Source organism: Streptomyces sp. NPDC048623 (assembly GCF_040650755.1).
GTDB lineage: Bacteria > Actinomycetota > Actinomycetes > Streptomycetales > Streptomycetaceae > Streptomyces.
In genome coordinates, this window is the sequence record NZ_JBEZHV010000005.1 from 72,169 (window position 1) to 89,181 (window position 17,013).

Annotated in this window: 17 protein-coding genes; 8 read left to right on the forward strand and 9 right to left on the reverse strand. The window is 71.0% G+C overall.

Annotated elements, in window-relative coordinates; genetic code table 11:
* The first annotated feature begins 214 nt into the window (after nucleotides 1-214).
* The 4 genes from nhaA to AB0C73_RS09215 all read left to right on the forward strand — a co-directional run bounded on the left by nhaA (nucleotide 215) and on the right by AB0C73_RS09215 (nucleotide 3,396).
* On the forward strand, nucleotides 215-1,618 hold the full coding sequence (nhaA, locus tag AB0C73_RS09200) for a Na+/H+ antiporter NhaA (protein WP_362526560.1): 1,404 nt from the start codon (nucleotides 215-217) through the stop codon (nucleotides 1,616-1,618).
* A gap of 37 nt (nucleotides 1,619-1,655) precedes the next feature.
* The gene (locus AB0C73_RS09205; protein ID WP_362526563.1) at nucleotides 1,656-2,153 is read left to right on the forward strand and encodes a phage holin family protein; all 498 of its coding nucleotides are present in this window, start codon (nucleotides 1,656-1,658) and stop codon (nucleotides 2,151-2,153) included.
* On the forward strand, nucleotides 2,150-3,097 hold the full coding sequence (locus tag AB0C73_RS09210; protein ID WP_362526565.1) for an alpha/beta hydrolase: 948 nt from the start codon (nucleotides 2,150-2,152) through the stop codon (nucleotides 3,095-3,097). The genes AB0C73_RS09205 and AB0C73_RS09210 overlap by 4 nt, the downstream gene beginning before the upstream one ends.
* A gap of 110 nt (nucleotides 3,098-3,207) precedes the next feature.
* Entirely contained in the window at nucleotides 3,208-3,396 is a 189-nt protein-coding gene (locus tag AB0C73_RS09215) for a hypothetical protein (protein WP_362526568.1), read from the forward strand.
* A gap of 36 nt (nucleotides 3,397-3,432) precedes the next feature.
* Here AB0C73_RS09215 and AB0C73_RS09220 read toward each other — a convergent pair whose 3' ends face one another.
* The 3 genes from AB0C73_RS09220 to nth form a co-directional block, all read right to left on the reverse strand.
* Nucleotides 3,433-4,632: a MarP family serine protease gene (locus AB0C73_RS09220; RefSeq protein ID WP_362526570.1), complete on the reverse strand. Its 1,200-nt coding sequence runs from the start codon at nucleotides 4,630-4,632 to the stop codon at nucleotides 3,433-3,435.
* A 47-nt stretch (nucleotides 4,633-4,679) separates the two neighbouring features.
* Nucleotides 4,680-5,378: a CoA pyrophosphatase gene (locus AB0C73_RS09225; protein WP_362526573.1), complete on the reverse strand. Its 699-nt coding sequence runs from the start codon at nucleotides 5,376-5,378 to the stop codon at nucleotides 4,680-4,682.
* 163 nt (nucleotides 5,379-5,541) lie between these two features.
* A complete protein-coding gene (nth, locus tag AB0C73_RS09230; RefSeq protein ID WP_362526576.1) occupies nucleotides 5,542-6,330 on the reverse strand; it encodes an endonuclease III in 789 nt (262 codons plus the stop codon).
* Between the two features lie 321 nt (nucleotides 6,331-6,651).
* On the opposite strand from nth, the gene AB0C73_RS09235 reads away from it, so the two are divergent.
* The gene (locus AB0C73_RS09235) at nucleotides 6,652-7,326 is read left to right on the forward strand and encodes a Crp/Fnr family transcriptional regulator (protein ID WP_046910193.1); all 675 of its coding nucleotides are present in this window, start codon (nucleotides 6,652-6,654) and stop codon (nucleotides 7,324-7,326) included.
* A gap of 138 nt (nucleotides 7,327-7,464) precedes the next feature.
* Here the strand turns inward: AB0C73_RS09235 and AB0C73_RS09240 are convergent, their stop codons facing one another.
* The 5 genes from AB0C73_RS09240 to AB0C73_RS09260 form a co-directional block, all read right to left on the reverse strand.
* Nucleotides 7,465-8,349 (reverse strand): prohibitin family protein, encoded by an 885-nt coding sequence (locus AB0C73_RS09240; protein ID WP_362526578.1) that lies wholly within the window; start codon nucleotides 8,347-8,349, stop codon nucleotides 7,465-7,467.
* A 227-nt stretch (nucleotides 8,350-8,576) separates the two neighbouring features.
* On the reverse strand, nucleotides 8,577-9,407 hold the full coding sequence (locus AB0C73_RS09245; RefSeq protein ID WP_362526581.1) for an MBL fold metallo-hydrolase: 831 nt from the start codon (nucleotides 9,405-9,407) through the stop codon (nucleotides 8,577-8,579).
* A complete protein-coding gene (locus AB0C73_RS09250; protein WP_362526582.1) occupies nucleotides 9,404-10,441 on the reverse strand; it encodes an NUDIX hydrolase in 1,038 nt (345 codons plus the stop codon). Before AB0C73_RS09250 ends, AB0C73_RS09245 begins: the two co-directional genes overlap by 4 nt.
* 95 nt (nucleotides 10,442-10,536) lie before the next feature.
* Nucleotides 10,537-11,013: a RidA family protein gene (locus tag AB0C73_RS09255; protein ID WP_362526585.1), complete on the reverse strand. Its 477-nt coding sequence runs from the start codon at nucleotides 11,011-11,013 to the stop codon at nucleotides 10,537-10,539.
* On the reverse strand, nucleotides 11,010-11,171 hold the full coding sequence (locus AB0C73_RS09260) for a DUF4177 domain-containing protein (protein ID WP_137988514.1): 162 nt from the start codon (nucleotides 11,169-11,171) through the stop codon (nucleotides 11,010-11,012). Before AB0C73_RS09260 ends, AB0C73_RS09255 begins: the two co-directional genes overlap by 4 nt.
* 174 nt (nucleotides 11,172-11,345) lie before the next feature.
* Here AB0C73_RS09260 and AB0C73_RS09265 point away from each other — a divergent pair, with 174 nt between their 5' ends.
* A complete protein-coding gene (locus tag AB0C73_RS09265) occupies nucleotides 11,346-12,308 on the forward strand; it encodes an ArsA-related P-loop ATPase (RefSeq protein WP_362526588.1) in 963 nt (320 codons plus the stop codon).
* Between the two features lie 107 nt (nucleotides 12,309-12,415).
* Nucleotides 12,416-13,810 carry an ArsA family ATPase gene (locus AB0C73_RS09270; RefSeq protein WP_362527230.1) on the forward strand — a complete coding sequence of 465 codons (1,395 nt, stop codon included), beginning with the start codon at nucleotides 12,416-12,418 and terminating at the stop codon, nucleotides 13,808-13,810.
* A 22-nt stretch (nucleotides 13,811-13,832) separates the two neighbouring features.
* Here AB0C73_RS09270 and AB0C73_RS09275 read toward each other — a convergent pair whose 3' ends face one another.
* Entirely contained in the window at nucleotides 13,833-14,177 is a 345-nt protein-coding gene (locus AB0C73_RS09275; RefSeq protein WP_046910200.1) for a WhiB family transcriptional regulator, read from the reverse strand.
* A gap of 480 nt (nucleotides 14,178-14,657) precedes the next feature.
* Here AB0C73_RS09275 and AB0C73_RS09280 point away from each other — a divergent pair, with 480 nt between their 5' ends.
* The gene (locus AB0C73_RS09280) at nucleotides 14,658-16,895 is read left to right on the forward strand and encodes a transglycosylase domain-containing protein (RefSeq protein WP_362526591.1); all 2,238 of its coding nucleotides are present in this window, start codon (nucleotides 14,658-14,660) and stop codon (nucleotides 16,893-16,895) included.
* The last annotated feature ends 118 nt before the right edge of the window (nucleotides 16,896-17,013 follow it).

Consider the following 17,013-nt stretch of genomic DNA (forward strand, 5'->3'; position numbering starts at 1 on the left):
GGCGCCCTCGCATGTCCGGAAGGTTATCCACAGGCCGTTGTCCACAGGGGGTGCCGGTGTCCGGGTATGCACCTAAAGTGAAGATCACCTGACAGAACCCAGCGTCTTTAGGTAAAGTAAGGATCGCGTCAATGGCGCGACAAGAACACCTAGGTGCGCCGGGAAGTCTGGTCGGCATGTGCTCTGCCCTGCCCACCGACCGGAGGTTCTCACCGTGCCCGCGTCCGCGCCCCCGCCCACCGACCGCAGCTTCCTCGGCCGTCTCTCGCTGCCCGAGGCCCGCTTCGTCGCCGACGCGCTGCGCACGGAGACCGTCGGTGGCGTGCTGCTGCTCCTCGCCGCCGTCACCGCGCTCATCTGGGCCAACACCCCGCTGAAGGACTCCTACGCGGCCGTGCAGGACTTCCACCTCGGCCCGGCCGCCCTCGGGCTGAACCTGTCCATCGAGCACTGGGCCGCCGACGGACTCCTCGCGATCTTCTTCTTCGTCGCCGGCATCGAGCTCAAGCGGGAACTCGTCGCGGGCGAGCTGCGCGACCCCAAGGCCGCCGCACTCCCTGTCATCGCCGCGATATGCGGCATGGCGGTGCCGGCGCTCGTCTACACCCTGGTCAACGCCGTCGGCGGGGGCGACTTCGGCGGCTGGGCGGTGCCCACCGCCACCGACATCGCCTTCGCGCTGGCCGTCCTCGCCGTGATCGGCACCTCGCTGCCCTCGGCGCTGCGCGCCTTCCTGCTCACCCTCGCCGTCGTCGACGACCTGCTCGCCATCCTCATCATCGCGATCTTCTTCACCGACACCCTCAACTTCGCCGCCCTGGGTGGTGCCTTCGCTGGCCTCGCCGTCTTCTGGCTGCTCCTTCGCAAGGGTGTCCGAGGCTGGTACGTGTACGTGCCGCTGGCCCTGGTCATCTGGGGCCTGATGTACAACAGCGGCATCCACGCCACCATCGCGGGCGTCTCCATGGGCCTGATGCTGCGCTGCACCGCCCACGAGGGCGAGGAGCACTCCCCCGGTGAACACATCGAGCACCTGGTCCGGCCGCTGTCCGCCGGTCTCGCCGTGCCGCTGTTCGCGCTGTTCTCGGCCGGGGTCACGATCTCCGGCAAGTCCATCGGCGACGTGTTCACCCAGCCGGTCACCCTCGGCGTGGTGCTCGGGCTCGTCGTGGGCAAGGCGATCGGCATCTTCGGCGGCACCTGGCTCACCGCCCGCTTCACAAGAGCGTCGCTCAACCCCGCCCTGGCCTGGCCCGACGTCTTCGCCGTCGCCACGCTCGCCGGCATCGGCTTCACCGTCTCGCTGCTCATCGGCGAGCTGGCCTTCGAGAACGACCCGGCGCTGACCGACCAGGTGAAGGCCGCGGTCCTGACCGGCTCCCTCATAGCCGCCGTGCTCGCCTCCGTACTGCTCAAGCTGCGGGTCCGCCGGTACCAGGCCCTGTGCGCGGAGGAGGAGCGCGACGAGGACCACGACGGCATCCCCGACGTGTACGAGGAGCACACTCCCGAGTACCACCTGCGGATGGCCGAGATCTACGAGCGGAAGGCCGCCGAGCATCGCGAGCGCGCCCAACTGGCGGGGGCATCGCGCGCCGAGGGCGACCGTCCGGCATGATCTGAGGGCAGACGAAACAGGAGAAGAGGGAGCAGCCATGAGCGACCCGTTCGACGGAACCGAGCGCAGCCTCGGCCAGCTGGTCGCCTCGGCGACCGCCGAGATGTCCGCCCTGGTGCACGACGAGATCGCCCTCGCCAAGGCCGAGATCCGCCAGGACGTCAAGCGCGGCGGGATCGGCGCGATCCTCGGCCTCGGCGCGCTGGTGGTGCTGCTGTTCTCGCTGCCGATGCTGAGCTTCGCGCTCGCGTACGCCATCAACACCTGGACCGGCGGGCACAACGGCAACGGCGGCTGGAACCTCGTCTGGTGCTTCCTGCTGTCCTTCGCCTTCAACGTGCTGCTCGCGGTCCTGCTCGGGGCCGTCGCGGTCGCCAAGTTCAAGAAGGTGAAGCCGCCGGAGAAGTCCATCGCCTCGGCCAAGGAGACCGCGGCGATCATGCAGAACGTCAAGCCGCACCCGCGTCCCGTCGCGGCCGCCGCGGAGCGGGTCGCCCTGGACAAGGGCGAGACTGTGGCACGCTCGTCGGCATGACCGTCCCTGAGAGCAGCAGCGCCAACGGCGGAAGCCCCGTCCGCATCGACGGGCCGTGGACCCACCGCGACGTGGCGGCCAACGGTGCCCGCTTCCACATCGCCGAGATGGGCGACGGCCCCCTGGTGCTGCTGCTGCATGGCTTCCCGCAGTTCTGGTGGACGTGGCGCCACCAACTGCCTGCCCTCGCCGAGGCCGGCTTCCGGGCGGTGGCCATGGATCTGCGCGGCGTCGGCGGCAGCGACCGCACACCCCGCGGTTACGACCCCGCCAACCTCGCGCTCGACATCACCGGGGTGATCCGCTCGCTCGGCGAGCCGGACGCGGCCCTGGTCGGGCACGACCTGGGCGGCTATCTCGCCTGGACGGCCGCCGTGATGCGCCCCAAGCTGGTGCGCCGGCTCGCCGTCTCCTCGATGCCGCACCCGCGCCGCTGGCGCTCGGCGATGCTCTCCGACTTCGCGCAGACCCGCGCCGGTTCGTACGTGTGGGGCTTCCAGCGTCCGTGGCTGCCGGAGCGTCAGCTCGTCGCGGACGAGGCGGCGCTCGTCGGGCGGCTCATCCAGGACTGGTCCGGGCCGAACCCGCGTTCGGGGGCCGAGGAGGAGGCCCTCGCGGTCTACCGGCGGGCCATGTGCATCCCGTCGACCGCGCACTGCTCGATCGAGCCGTACCGCTGGATGGTGCGCTCCCTGGCCCGCCCGGACGGCATCCAGTTCAACCGGCGCATGAAGCGGCCGGTGCGGGTGCCCACACTGCACCTGCACGGTTCGCTCGACCCGGTGATGCGGACCCGGAGCGCGGCCGGCTCCGGGCAGTATGTGGAGGCGCCGTACCGCTGGCGCCTGTTCGACGGCCTCGGGCACTTCCCCCACGAGGAGGATCCGGCGGCGTTCACCGCCGAGCTCGTCAACTGGCTGAAGGACCCCGAGCCGGACCGCTGACCGCCCGGCCGCGCACAGGCGTCCGTCGAACTGCCATGTGCCTCGCGCATACTCCGATTGGCGGGCCCCGGGGCGGTTACCGACCTTGGGCCCCGGGCAGACGTCCGGGTATGGGCTGGACGCACGACTACGGTGACACAGCACGCGACCGCCGCTCGATCGGCGGCTCCGGCGCCCCGGAGCGGGGCGGCACTCAGGACCAGGGCCACCCGCACCCGGCACGGGCCGTGGGGATCTCGCGCATCCTGCGCCGCCGGGCCCGCTGGGTGTCGGCCCGGCTGCGCCACACGCGTACGTAGCCTCCGACCGGGCCGCACGCCCCCCTGGAGGCGCAGCTAGAGGGCGCAGCCCTGGCTGTCGACCTGCTGGTTGGCCGCGCGGCCCCGGAGGATGTCGTCACGGATCTCGTCGGCCGTCAGCGCGTACCCCGTGTCGGCGTCGTCGAGGGAGCGGGCGAAGATCACGCCATACACCTTGCCGTCGGCGGTGAGCAGCGGTCCGCCGGAGTTGCCCTGACGGACCGTCGCGTACAGCGAGTACACGTCCCTGCGCACCTCGCCACGGTGGTAGATGTCGGGTCCCTCGGCGGCGATACGGCCCCGGACGCGCGCCGAGCGCACGTCGTACGCGCCGTTCTCCGGGAAGCCCGCGACGATGGCATTGTCGCCGCTGCGGGCGTCCTGTTCGGTGAACTGGAGCGGTCTGGCGGGCAGGTCGGGCACGTCGAGGACGGCGATGTCGCGCTTCCAGTCGTAGAGCACGACCTTGGCGTCGTAGAGCTTGCCCTCGCCGCCGATCTGGACGGTCGGTTCGTCGACGCCGCCGACGACGTGCGCGTTGGTCATGACCCGGCGCTCGGCGAACACGAAGCCGGTGCCTTCGAGGACCTTGCCGCAACTGGGCGCGGTGCCGACGACCTTGACGATGGAGCGCTGGGCGCGGGCCGCGACCGGGCTGCCGGCGAGCGCCGGGTCGGGCGGCAGGACCTCGGTGATCGGCTCGTTGGAGAAGGGGCTGAAGACCTGCGGGAAGCCGTTCTGGGCGAGTGCGGAGGTGAAGTCCGAGAACCAGCCCGGCGCCTGATCCGGCATCACCCGGTCGACACCGAGCAGCACCTTCGAGCCGCGCACCTCCTTACCCAGGGTGGGCATGGCGGTGCCGGCGAGCGCGGAGCCGATCAGCCAGGCGACGAGGAGCATCGCGGCCACGTTGACCAGGGCGCCGCCGGTGGCGTCCAGGACGCGGGCGGGCGTCCAGGTGATGTGCCGGCGCAGCTTGCTGCCCAGGTGGGTGGTGAGGGCCTGGCCGACGGAGGCACAGATGATCACCACCATCACGAAGATCACCGTCGCGGTCGTGGTGACCTGGCTGTGGTCGGTCAGCTGGTTCCAGATGACGGGGAGCAGCAGAACGGCGACGAGACCGCCGCCGAGGAAACCGGTCACCGAGAGGATGCCGACCACGAACCCCTGGCGATAGCCGATGATCGCGAACCACACGGCCGCGAGCAGCAGCAGGATGTCCAGCACGTTCACCGTCGGTAGCCTCGCAGATTCTTCATCGGTCGCCCTGGGTCAGCCTGTCATGCCCTCCAGTCGAGCGGGACCCGCTTCGACCGGTCCCAGGGGCGCTCCCAGCCTGCGAAATGAAGGATCCGGTCGATCACTCCTGCGGTAAATCCCCAGACCAGGGCCGATTCGACCAGGAATGCGGGGCCGTTGTGGCCGCTCGGATGGGTCGCGGTGGCGCGGTTCGCGGGGTCCGTGAGATCCGCCACGGGGACGGTGAAGACCCGGGCGGTCTCGGCGGGGTCGACGACCCCGACCGGGCTGGGGGCGCGCCACCAGCCGAGGACGGGGGTGACGACGAATCCGCTGACGGGGATGTAGAGGCGGGGCAGCACGCCGAAGAGCTGGACGCCTGCCGGGTCGAGGCCGGTCTCCTCGCGGGCCTCGCGCAGCGCGGCCCGCAGCAGCCCGCCCTCGGCCGGGTCGCCGTCCTCGGGGTCGAGGGAGCCGCCGGGGAAGGACGGCTGGCCGGCGTGCGAACGGAGGCTGCCGGAGCGCTCCATCAGCAGCAGCTCGGGGCCGCGCGCGCCCTCGCCGAAGAGGATGAGCACGGCGGACTGCCGCCCCGCGCCGTTTTCGGGCGGCAGGAAGCGGCTCAGCTGCTCCGGCGCGACCGTGCGGGCGGCGTGGTCGACCGGTCCCAGCCAGGCGGGCAGCCCCGCTCTGCTGAGCAGGCCGCCCGAGCCCTGGACCTCTTCACCAGTGCGCGTCATTGGCACCCCCGTGTCTCGTCCCGTGATTCACAACGCGGTCGGCGTCCCGGTTCGTTCCCGCCCGGGACCCTGCCCGGACCCGGACCCGACCCGGACACGGCCCCTGGCCCGCACCCTGATCCGGGCCGGGGACCTGGGGCCGGGCCTGGGGCCAGGGCCGGCCTCAGGAGTTCGCGCCCAGCGGGGGCGCGGGGAGGCCGGGGTAGTCCGGGGGCGGGTTGAGCCGCTGGCCGGGGAAGCCGCCCTTCTCGTACTTCAGGAGCTTCCTCGCCTTCTCCGGATCGGTCTCGCCCTCGCCGTACGAGGGGCAGAGGTGGGCGATCGGGCAGGCACCGCACGCGGGCTTGCGGGCATGGCAGATGCGGCGCCCGTGGAAGATCACCCGGTGCGACAGCATCGTCCACTCGCTCTTCGGGAAGATCTCGGCGACCTCGGCCTCGATCTTCACCGGGTCGTCGGACTCGGTCCACTTCCAGCGGCGGGCGAGCCGCATGAAGTGGGTGTCCACGGTGATGCCGGGCACCCCGAAGGCGTTGCCGAGAACGACGAAGGCCGTCTTCCGGCCGACGCCGGGCAGCTTGACCAGGTCCTCCAGCCGGCCGGGCACCTCGCCGCCGAAGTCGTCCCGGAGGGCCGCCGCGAGCCCCATGATCGACTTGGTCTTGGCGCGGAAGAAGCCGGTCGGCCGGATCAGCTCCTCGACCTCCTCGGGGACGGCCGCGGCCAGGTCCTCGGGGGTCGGGTACGCCGCGAAGAGGGCCGGGGTCGTCTGGTTGACCCGCAGGTCCGTGGTCTGGGCGGAGAGGACCGTGGCGACGAGCAGCTCGAAGGGGTTGCGGAAGTCGAGCTCGGGATGGGCGTACGGATAGACCTCGGCCAGCTCCCGGTTGATCTTCCGGGCCCGCCGGACCATCGCGAGGCGCGACTCGGGCTTGGCGGCCTTCTTCGGCACGGCCCTCTTCGCGGAGGGCGGCTTGGCCGTCGGTTTGTCGGGTCCTACCGACCCCTCCGCAGTGCTTTTTGCCGCTTTCGTCCGTTTCGACACATCGCGTTCGCCCACAGCGGAATTGACTCCGTCCCGCACTCTTCCAGCCCCCTTGGCCTGTGCTCTCACCGGCGAGTTGGACACCCGGCCAGCCTAGGGGCCACCGCCGACATCCGCCCCGCACGCCCCCGATCACGACCCAATCGGGCCCCTGACGTACGGAAAGGCGGTCCGGTGAGTCAAACTTGTTGTGATTGATCGCACTGAGGTCGACATAGGAGAGAACTCGTGGACGACGTTCTGCGACGCGCCCCGCTGTTCGCGGCGCTCGACGACGAGCAGGCCGCTGAGCTGCGCGCCTCGATGAGTGAGGCGACGCTGGCCCGAGGCGACGCGCTCTTCCACGAGGGCGACCCGGGCGACCGGCTCTACGTGGTCACCGAGGGCAAGGTGAAGCTGCACCGCACCTCGCCCGACGGCCGCGAGAACATGCTGGCCGTCCTGGGCCCCGGCGAGCTGATCGGCGAGCTGTCCCTGTTCGACCCGGGCCCGCGCACCGCCACCGCGACCGCGCTGACCGAGGTCAAGCTGCTCGGCCTCGGCCACGGCGACCTCCAGCCCTGGCTGAACGCCCGGCCCGAGGTGGCCAGCGCCCTGCTGCGCGCCGTCGCCCGCCGGCTGCGCAAGACCAACGACCAGATGTCCGACCTGGTCTTCTCCGACGTGCCGGGCCGTGTCGCCCGCGCGCTCCTCGACCTGTCGCGCCGCTTCGGTGTGCAGTCGGAGGAGGGCATCCACGTCGTCCACGACCTCACCCAGGAGGAGCTGGCCCAGCTGGTCGGCGCCTCCCGCGAGACGGTCAACAAGGCGCTCGCCGACTTCGCCCAGCGCGGCTGGCTGCGCCTGGAGGCCCGCGCCGTGATCCTGCTCGACGTGGAGCGCCTCGCGAAGCGCTCGCGCTGAGCAGGGCTGAGCAGCACCAGCGCAGCACCAGCACCAGCACCCTGTACGTACGACGAAGGGGGCCGCCCGGTTCGACCGGGCGGCCCCCTTCGTCGTACTTCGTGGAGACCGGCGCTATCTAAGGCCAGAGCTCCGCGATCAGCGCTTCGTACCGTCCACGATCAGCGGGTTCGAGCCGCCGCTGCCGCAGGGCACCGCATAGACCGGGTTCTTCGCCGCGGCCTCCTTGTACGCGTCGATGCACTGGTTCATCAGGACCTTGTCGGTCAGCGAGTCGTTGAGGATCTTGTTGGCGCGGGCGATGCCCTCCGCCTCGATACGGCGCCGGTCGGCCTCCGCCTTTGCCGTACGGGCGGCCTCCAGGGCCCGCTCGGTGGCCTGCTGCTGCTGGATCTTGCGGTCGATCTGGTCCTGCAGGGCGTTCGACGGCTTCACGTTGCGCAGGTTGACGGTGGTGACGTCGATGCCGCGCGGGGCGAGCCGCTGCTTGATCAGTTCGGCGATCTCGGCGTTGATCCCCTCGCGGTCGGAGGCGTACCCCTCCTCGCTCGTGTGCTTGGCGAAGACGTTGCGGACGATCTCGCGGCTGTCCGGGTAGACCAGGCGCTGCTGGATGGCGTCCTCGCTGCCGGCCAGCTTGTAGAGCTCGACCGCCTTGGACGGGTGCACCGCCCACTTCACGGTGAGCTCCGCGTACATCACACCGCCCTGCGAGGAGCGCACCTCGACCACGTCCTTGTCGGAGAGGTTGAGGTCGACGGGCCGGGTGGAGAAGGTCGTGACGTTGGTGAACGGCGACTTCATGTGCATGCCGGAGGACATCGGCTCGCCGACCTTGCCGAACGCGACCGGGACACCGACCTCGTACGCGCTGATCACGTACGTCATGCTCGCGACCAGCGAGAACAGGCCGGCGAGCAGGGCACCGACGGCGCCGAGCTTGAGGCCGCGGGTGTCGTTCGCGCGGCCGACGAGATAGAGCACCACTGCCGCGATGACCAGCAGAATGGCTATGACGAACACGGGCTTCCCCCCGAGAGCTACGGCCAGATGTAAGCGGAGCGTAAGACACCCGGGGAAGCCCGACAGTTCCGGGGCGGGGCAACGGGAGAGGGCCCTGGGCGCGAGACCCCATGGCACCGGGCGCGGCCCCCGCTCAGGCGCGCCCCACAGACAGCCCGCTCAGCCCTCTCAGGCCACTCAAGCCACTCAGGCCGCCCGCACGGGCACGCCCCCACAAGCCGCCCGCCTCAGATCGCGCCGCGCTCCTCCAGATACTCCAGCTGCGCCCGTACGGAGAGCTCGGCGGCCGGCCACAGGGAGCGGTCCACGGCCGCGTAGACCTGGGCCACGACCTCCGGGGCGGTCCGCAGGCCGTTCTCGACGGCCTCCTCGACCTGCGCCAGCCGGCTCGCCCGGTGGGCCAGATAGAACTCCACGGCCCCCTGCGCGTCCTCCAGGACCGGCCCGTGCCCGGGCAGGACCGTGTGCACCCCGTCGTCGACGGTGAGCGAGCGCAGCCGCCGCAGCGAGTCCAGGTACTCGCCGAGCCGCCCGTCCGGGTGCGCCACCATCGTCGTGCCGCGCCCCAGGATCGTGTCGCCGGTCAGCACCGCCCGGTCGGCCGGGAGGTGGAAGCAGAGCGAGTCGGAGGTGTGGCCGGGGGTGGGCACGACCCGCAGTTCGAGTCCGCCCTCGGTGATCACGTCCCCCTCCGCGAGCCCCTCGTCGCCGAGCCGGAGCGCCGGGTCGAGCGCCCGCACCCTGGTGCGGGTCAGCTCGGCGAACCGGGCCGCGCCCTCGGCGTGGTCGGAGTGCCCGTGGGTGAGCAGGGTGAGCCCGATCCGCTTGCCGAGCCTCTCGGCGGTGGCGATGACCTCGTGCAGATGGCCCTCGTCGAGCGGCCCGGGATCGATGACGACGGCGAGGTCGGAGTCCGGCTCGGCGACGATCCAGGTGTTGGTGCCGTCCAGGGTCATCGCGGACGGGTTCGGCGCGAGGACGTTGACCGCGCGGACGGTCGCGGGCCCGGAGACGACGGCGCCGCGCGGCTGCCCGGGGAGGGCGTGGGCATCGCTCATATCGTCGTCCCTCCTTCCTGACCGGCGCCTTCCCCGCCGGCGCCTTCCTCACCAGTGGTCTCCCCGCCAGTGCCTTCCCCACCAGTGTTGTCCCCGCCAGTGCCTTCCGCGCCGGCGCCTTCCCCACCGGGCCCTTCCCCGCCGGCGGCGCGGATGTGCTTCGTGAACTCGTCGTGCCCCGGCCAGCTCAGGATCAGCTCGTCGCCGTCCAGACGCGCCTGCGCGAGGACGGGGGTCGTGTCCTGGGCCGGCGCGGCGGCCAGGGCGTCCGCGGCGGTCCCGTACGGCTGCAGGCTGCGCAGGGTCGAGATGGTCGGCGGCATCATGGTCAGCTCGCCGCGGTCGTAGCCGGCGGCGGCGTCCGCCGGGCGGATCCACACGGTCCGGTCGGCCTCGGTGGAGGCGTTCCGGGTGCGCTGGCCGGCCGGAAGGGCCGCGACGAAGAACCAGGTGTCGTAGCGCCGGGGCTCGAACTCGGGCGTGATCCAGCGGGCCCAGGCGCCGAGCAGGTCCGAGCGCAGCACGAGCCCGCGCCGGTCGAGGAAGTCGGCGAAGGACAGCTCGCGGGCGACGAGCGCCGCCCGGTCCTTCTCCCAGTCCTCCCCGGTCGTGTCGCCGACGACCGCGTCCACGGTCTCGCCGGCGAGCAGGACGCCCGCCTCCTCGTACGTCTCGCGCACGGCGGCGCAGACGACGGCCTGCGCCTGCGCGGGGTCCGGCAGACCGAGCCGGGCCGCCCACTCCTCGCGGGAGGGGCCCGCCCAGCGCACCGGGTGCTCGTCGCGCGGGTCGACGCCGCCGCCGGGGTAGGCGTACGCGCCGCCCGCGAAGGCCATGGAGGCACGGCGGCGCAGCATGTGGACGAGGGGGCCGTCCGGGCCGTCCTTCAGGAGCAGCACGGTGGCGGCCCGGCGGGGGGTCGCGGGGACCAGTTCACCGGCGGCGAGGGCGCGGATCCGGTCGGGCCATTCCGGTGGGTACCACTGGCCGTTCGTCCGCCCCTGCGTCTGCCCCTGCGTCTGACCATTCGACATGGCCGGATGCTATGCGCAAGCATCGAGATGCACGAGAGCCGGTTTCCTCCGGATGGGAGGGAACCGGCTCAAGCGGTGTGCGGGATGTACGGGCCTCAGGCCGACTCGAGCTCCACCTGGACCTCGACCTCGACGGGCGCGTCCAGCGGCAGGACCGCGACGCCGACCGCGCTGCGCGCGTGCACGCCCTTGTCGCCGAGGACGGCGCCGAGCAGCTCGCTGGCACCGTTGATGACACCGGGCTGGCCGGTGAAGTCGGGGGCGGAGGCGACGAAGCCGACCACCTTCACGACCCGCTTGATCCGGTCCAGGTCACCGACGACCGACTTCACGGCCGCGAGCGCGTTGAGCGCGCAGGTGGCGGCGAGCTCCTTGGCCTCCTCGGCCGTGACCTCGGCGCCGACCTTGCCGGTCAGCGGGAGCTTTCCGGCCACCATCGGGAGCTGGCCCGAGGTGTAGACGTACGCACCCGACTGCACGGCCGGCTGGTAGGCGGCGAGCGGCGGGACGACCTCGGGCAGCGTCAGGCCCAGCTCGGCGATCTTCGCCTCGACGGCTCCGGCCCCGCTCACGAGGTCTTCTCCCGCTTCAGGTAGGCCACGAGCTGCTCGGGGTTGTTCGGGCCGGGCACGACCTGGACGAGCTCCCAGCCGTCCTCGCCCCAGGTGTCAAGAATCTGCTTCGTCGCGTGCACCAGCAGCGGCACAGTCGCGTACTCCCACTTGGTCATGAGCCGACTGTAGCCGTCGACCGCAGCCGCTGCGCCGGGGCGGCCCCCGAGGCGGCCCCCCGAGGCAGCCCCGCCGGTGGGGCATCCCCTAGGTGACGAGGGGGGCGTGTCTGGGGGGCGCGTCCGGGGCGGCCCTCTGATTGGGCCGGGCCGCCAGTGGTTAGGCTCGAAGACGTGAGCAGGCTCCAGGTCGTCAGCGGCAAGGGCGGTACCGGTAAGACGACGGTGGCCGCGGCACTCGCGCTCGCCCTCGCGACGGAGGGCAAGCGGACCCTCCTCGTCGAGGTGGAGGGCAGGCAGGGCATCGCCCAGCTCTTCGAGACGGAGGCGTTGCCGTACGAGGAGCGCAAGATCGCCGTCGCGCCGGGCGGCGGCGAGGTGTTCGCGCTGGCCATCGACGCCGAGCGGGCGCTGCTCGACTACCTCCAGATGTTCTACAAACTGGGCAGCGCGGGCCGGGCGCTGAAGAAGCTCGGCGCGATCGACTTCGCGACGACGATAGCGCCGGGCGTGCGGGACGTCCTGCTGACCGGGAAGGCCTGCGAGGCGGTCCGCCGTCGTGAGAAGCACGGCGGCTTCACGTACGACTACGTGGTGATGGACGCGCCGCCGACCGGCCGCATCACCCGCTTCCTCAACGTCAACGACGAGGTGGCGGGCCTGGCGAGGATCGGCCCGATACACAATCAGGCCCAGGCGATCATGCGCTTCCTGAAGTCCCCGGACACCGCGGTGCACCTGGTGACGCTTCTTGAGGAGATGCCCGTCCAGGAGACCGCCGACGGCATCGCCGAACTGCGCGCCGCCGAACTGCCGGTGGGCCGTGTCGTGGTGAACATGGTCCGTCCGCACGTCCTCGACGAGGCGGCGGTACGGGCCGCCTCCGGCGCCCACCGGGACGCCATCGCCGGGACGCTGGCGTCCGTCGGGATCAAGGGCGGCACGAGGCTGGTCGAGCCGCTCCTGGAGGAGGCCGCCGAGCACGCCCAGCGGGTGGAGCTGGAGCGGGCGCAGCGGGAGGCGCTCGACGGCATCGGGGTCCCGACGTACGAACTGCCCTTCCTGGGGGACGGGGCGGACATCGCCGGCCTGTACCGGCTGGCGAAGGAGCTGCGGAGACAAGGGGTGGGCGCGTGACGCGCAACACGGCGAAGGAGGCCGCGCCGAAGGCCGCCGCGGACGGCGCCGGGGAGACCGGGGCGGCCGGGGCCTCTGGCGAGACCGGGGCGGACGGGGGTCCGGCGGTGGCCGGGCTCGAAACCGTGCCCGGCCTGGAGCTCGACCCGCTGATCGACGACCCGGCGACGCGCATCATCGTGTGCTGCGGCGCGGGCGGGGTCGGCAAGACGACGACGGCCGCGGCGCTCGGCGTGCGCGCGGCGGAGCGCGGGCGGCGGGTCGTGGTGCTCACCATCGACCCGGCGCGCCGGCTGGCCCAGTCGATGGGCATCGACTCGCTCGACAACGTGCCGCGCCGGGTGGAGGGCATCAAGGGATGCGACGGCGGCGAGCTGCACGCGATGATGCTCGACATGAAGCGGACCTTCGACGAGATCGTCGAGGCGCACGCGGATCCCGACAGGGCCCGGGCGATCCTGGAGAACCCGTTCTACCAGTCCCTGTCGGCAGGCTTCGCCGGTACGCAGGAGTACATGGCGATGGAGAAGCTGGGCCAGCTCCGGGCCAGGGACGAGTGGGACCTGATCGTGGTCGACACTCCGCCCTCCCGGTCGGCGCTGGACTTCCTGGACGCGCCGAAGCGGCTCGGCTCGTTCCTCGACGGCACGTTCATCAAGCTGCTCATGGCGCCGGCGAAGGTGGGCGGCCGGGCGGGGATGAAGTTCCTCAACATCGGCATGTCGATGATGACCGGGACGCTGGGGAAGCTGCTCGGGGGTCAGTTCCTGAAGGACGTACAGACCTTCGTGGCGGCGATGGACTCGATGTTCGGCGGTTTCCGGACCCGCGCGGACGCCACGTACAGACTGCTGCAGGCCCCGGGCACGGCCTTCCTCGTGGTCGCCACCCCGGAGCGCGACGCGCTGCGCGAGGCGGCGTACTTCGTGGAGCGGCTGGCCGCGGAGGAGATGCCGCTGGCGGGGCTGGTCCTCAACCGGGTCCATGGCAGCGGCGCCGCCCGGCTGTCGGCCGAGCGGGCGCGGGCCGCCGCAGAAAATCTTGAAGAGGGCCGCATTGTGGATCAGGGGACCGGGAAACCTCCTGAGCGTGGCTCCCGTGCCACCGCTCCCGAGCCGTCAGACCCCCCTGCGGATCCTGCCGCAGACAGCGCCACCGGCACCGCCGCAAGCCTCGCCACCGCCGCCGTCACCGCACCAGCGCCAGCACCGTCACCCGAATCACCCGAGTCCCCGGCTGCCCCCACAGCCGACCCGGACTCGGACCTGAACACGAGCTCGTCGGACCTGGCCTCGGACGTGAAGGAACTCACGGCCGGCCTGCTCCGGCTGCACGCCGAGCGGATGCAGGTGCTCGCACGTGAACAGCACACGCGCGACCGCTTCACCGCGCTTCACCCCGAGGTGGCGGTCGCCGAAGTGGCCGCCCTGCCCGGCGATGTACACGACCTCGACGGGCTGCGGGCGATCGGTGAGCGGCTCGCGGTCGGCCGTATGCCGTAGCCGCGTATGCCGTAGCAGGGCCCTAGCCCACCGCCGCGTACGTCTCGTACGTCGCGTCGTCGTCCATCGCCACGGGAAGCAGGCCCGCTCCCCGCTCGTACTCCGTGCGCGCGGTCTCCAGGAGCCGGCGCCACGAGGTGACGGTCGGCCGGCGGCGCAGCAGGGCGCGTCGCTCGCGCTCCGTCATACCGCCCCACACGCCGAATTCCACACGGTTGTCGAGGGCGTCGGCGAGGCACTCGGTCCGCACCGGGCATCCGGTGCACACCGCCTTCGCCCTGTTCTGCGCCGCGCCCTGCACGAAAAGTTCATCCGGATCGGTAGTGCGGCAGGCCGCCTGCGCACTCCAGTCAGCTACCCAGCCCATACCGGCGCCGTCCTCTCCCGAATCGAGGCTCCCCCACGGCGGTAGCGGCATATTCACCGCTGCCAGTTGGGACGTTACGGAAGGTGGGGACAGCGCAACACCCCCTTCGGGCCCAATCTTGAATGGCCCGAACGGACTATGCGTGCCCGGCAGATCACCCAGGGGAGTGACGCCAGGACATCGCAGCCATACCGGACATGAGTCGGATTCAGTCCGGATTCAGGCATGAAGTCACCGCGCTTCGGGGACGCGGGAATTCCTGCCGAGGTGACGCGCGGGTCTTGATGCGAGACCCCACTGCTGTGACAGTTGTGAGCAGCTTAGGCCAAGGCATATACGCGTGTCCGGCGAATGAGAACGTACGCACGTCGGGGCCTCCACAGCCCCCTCCGCACCCGGATGTCACGGTCTGGTACTCGAACGCTCCGAGAAGGACCCGCTCCGGGGGAACGCACATAATTACGGATTAGGCTGCCCCCCATGGCAAAGAAGCGCTCGGGCGGAGGTCTGACCGGGACCCAGCAGGCCGCCAAGTTCCTCGGGGTCAGTGTGCTCTCCGGAGCCGTGCTGGCAGGCATCGCCCTGCCCGCGGCCGGAGCGCTGGGGCTGGCGGCGAAGGGCACGGTCGAGGGGTTCGACGAGATCCCGTCCAACCTGAAGACGCCGCCGCTGAGTCAGCGCACCACGATCCTCGACTCAGAGGGCGGCCACATCGCCACCGTGTACTCGCGCGACCGGCAGGTCGTGCCGATCGACAAGATCTCCCCGTACATGCAGAAGGCGATCGTCGCCATCGAGGACTCGCGCTTCTACGAGCACGGCGCGATCGACCTCAAGGGCGTGCTGCGCGCGATCAACCGCAACGCGCAGTCGGGCGGGGTCGCACAGGGCGCGTCCACGCTCACCCAGCAGTACGTGAAGAACGTCTTCGTCGAGGAGGCCGGCGACGACCCCGAGAAGGTCGCCGAGGCCACCCAGCAGACCATGGGCCGCAAGGTGCGCGAGCTGAAGTTCGCGATCCAGGTCGAGGAGGAGCTGGGCAAGAAGAAGATCCTGGAGAACTACCTCAACATCACGTTCTTCGGGCAGCAGGCGTACGGCATCGAGGCCGCCTCGCAGCGCTACTTCTCCAAGCACGCCGCCGACCTGACGCTCCCCGAGTCCGCCATGATGGCCGGCCTGGTGCAGTCGCCGAGCCGCTTCGACCCGGTGAACGACATCCAGGAGGCCACCAAGCGCCGCAACATCGTCCTGCAGCGCATGGCCGACGTGAAGGACATCAGCCAGGCGGAGGCCGACAAGGCGAAGGCCACCCCGATCAAGCTGAAGGTGAAGTCGCCGAAGAACGGCTGCATCACCGCCGTCGACGGCTCCGGTTTCTTCTGCGACTACGTCCGCAAGACGATCCTCAACGACCCGGTCTTCGGCAAGACCGCCGAGGAGCGCCAGAAGCTGTGGAACCTGGGCGGTCTGACCATCAAGACCACCCTCTCGCCGCGCGCCCAGGAAGCGGCGAACGAGGCCGCCATCGCCAAGATCGACAAGGACGACCCGGTCGCCGCCGCGGTGGTCCAGGTCCAGCCCGGCACCGGCAAGATCCTCTCGATGGGCCAGTCCCGCCCGTACGGCCTCGACCAGAAGCTGCACCAGACGACCCTCAACCTCTCCGTCGGCAAGAAGATGGGCGGCACGACCTACGGCTTCCAGGTCGGTTCGACCTTCAAGCCGATCACCGCCGCGGCCGCGCTGGAGAAGGGGCTCAGCCCCGCGCAGTCCTTCACCACGCCGTGGAAGATCTCGATGCCGATGAGCTCGTACACCACCTGTGCGGGCGGCCCGTCCGGCGGCGGCAACTGGGACCTCCAGAACGAGATGCAGTCCGAGGCCGGCAGCTGGGACATGACCAGCGCCCTCGGCAAGTCCATCAACACCTACTTCGCGCAGCTGGAACAGATGACCGGTCTGTGCGAGACCGTCGACATGGCCAAGAAGATGGGGTACGAGCGTGAGCTCGGCAAGAAGCTGAAGGAGCTCCCCTCCATCACCCTCGGCGGCCAGGAGGCGACCCCGCTCGACATGGCCTCGGTCTACGCGACCTTCGCCAACCGCGGCACGTACTGCACCCCGATCGTCATCGAGTCGATCAAGACGGCCAACGGCGAGAAGCTGAAGGTCCCGCAGACCGAGTGCTCCAGGGCGATGAGCGATCGGACCGCGGACATGGTCAACCAGATGCTGAAGGGCGTCGTCGAGGACGGCACCGGTACCAAGGCCGGTCTGAGCGACCGCGACAACGCGGGCAAGACGGGTACGACCAACGACCGCAAGGACGCCTGGTTCGTCGGCTACACGCCGAACCTGTCCACGGCGGTGTGGGTCGGTGACGACGTCGGCGAGAAGAAGTCGATGTACGACATCACCATCGGCGGCACGTACTACGACAAGGTCTGCGGTGGCTGCCTCCCCGGCCCGATCTGGCGGATCGCGATGACCGGCGCGCTGAAGGCCGGCGAAACCCCCTCCTTCGTCCCGATCAACATCCCGCGCGGCGCGCAGCCGGAGGACAAGGAGAAGGACAAGAACCGGAAGCCCGGCGACGACAACAAGCCGACCCCCGGCGCCACCCTGCCGGGCGGGATCGTCCTCCCGCCGGACCTGATCGGCGGCACGACCGGCGGCCGTGGTCACGGCGGCGGGGGCGGGGGCAACGGCCCGTAAGGCCGCCCGGGCCGACCTGCGCCGTCCTGCTCCGGCCCGGCCCGCCTCGTAACGAAGAAGACGAAGAAGACGAAGAGACGAAGAAGGCGCCCCTCCCGAACGAGTCCGTTCAGGAGGG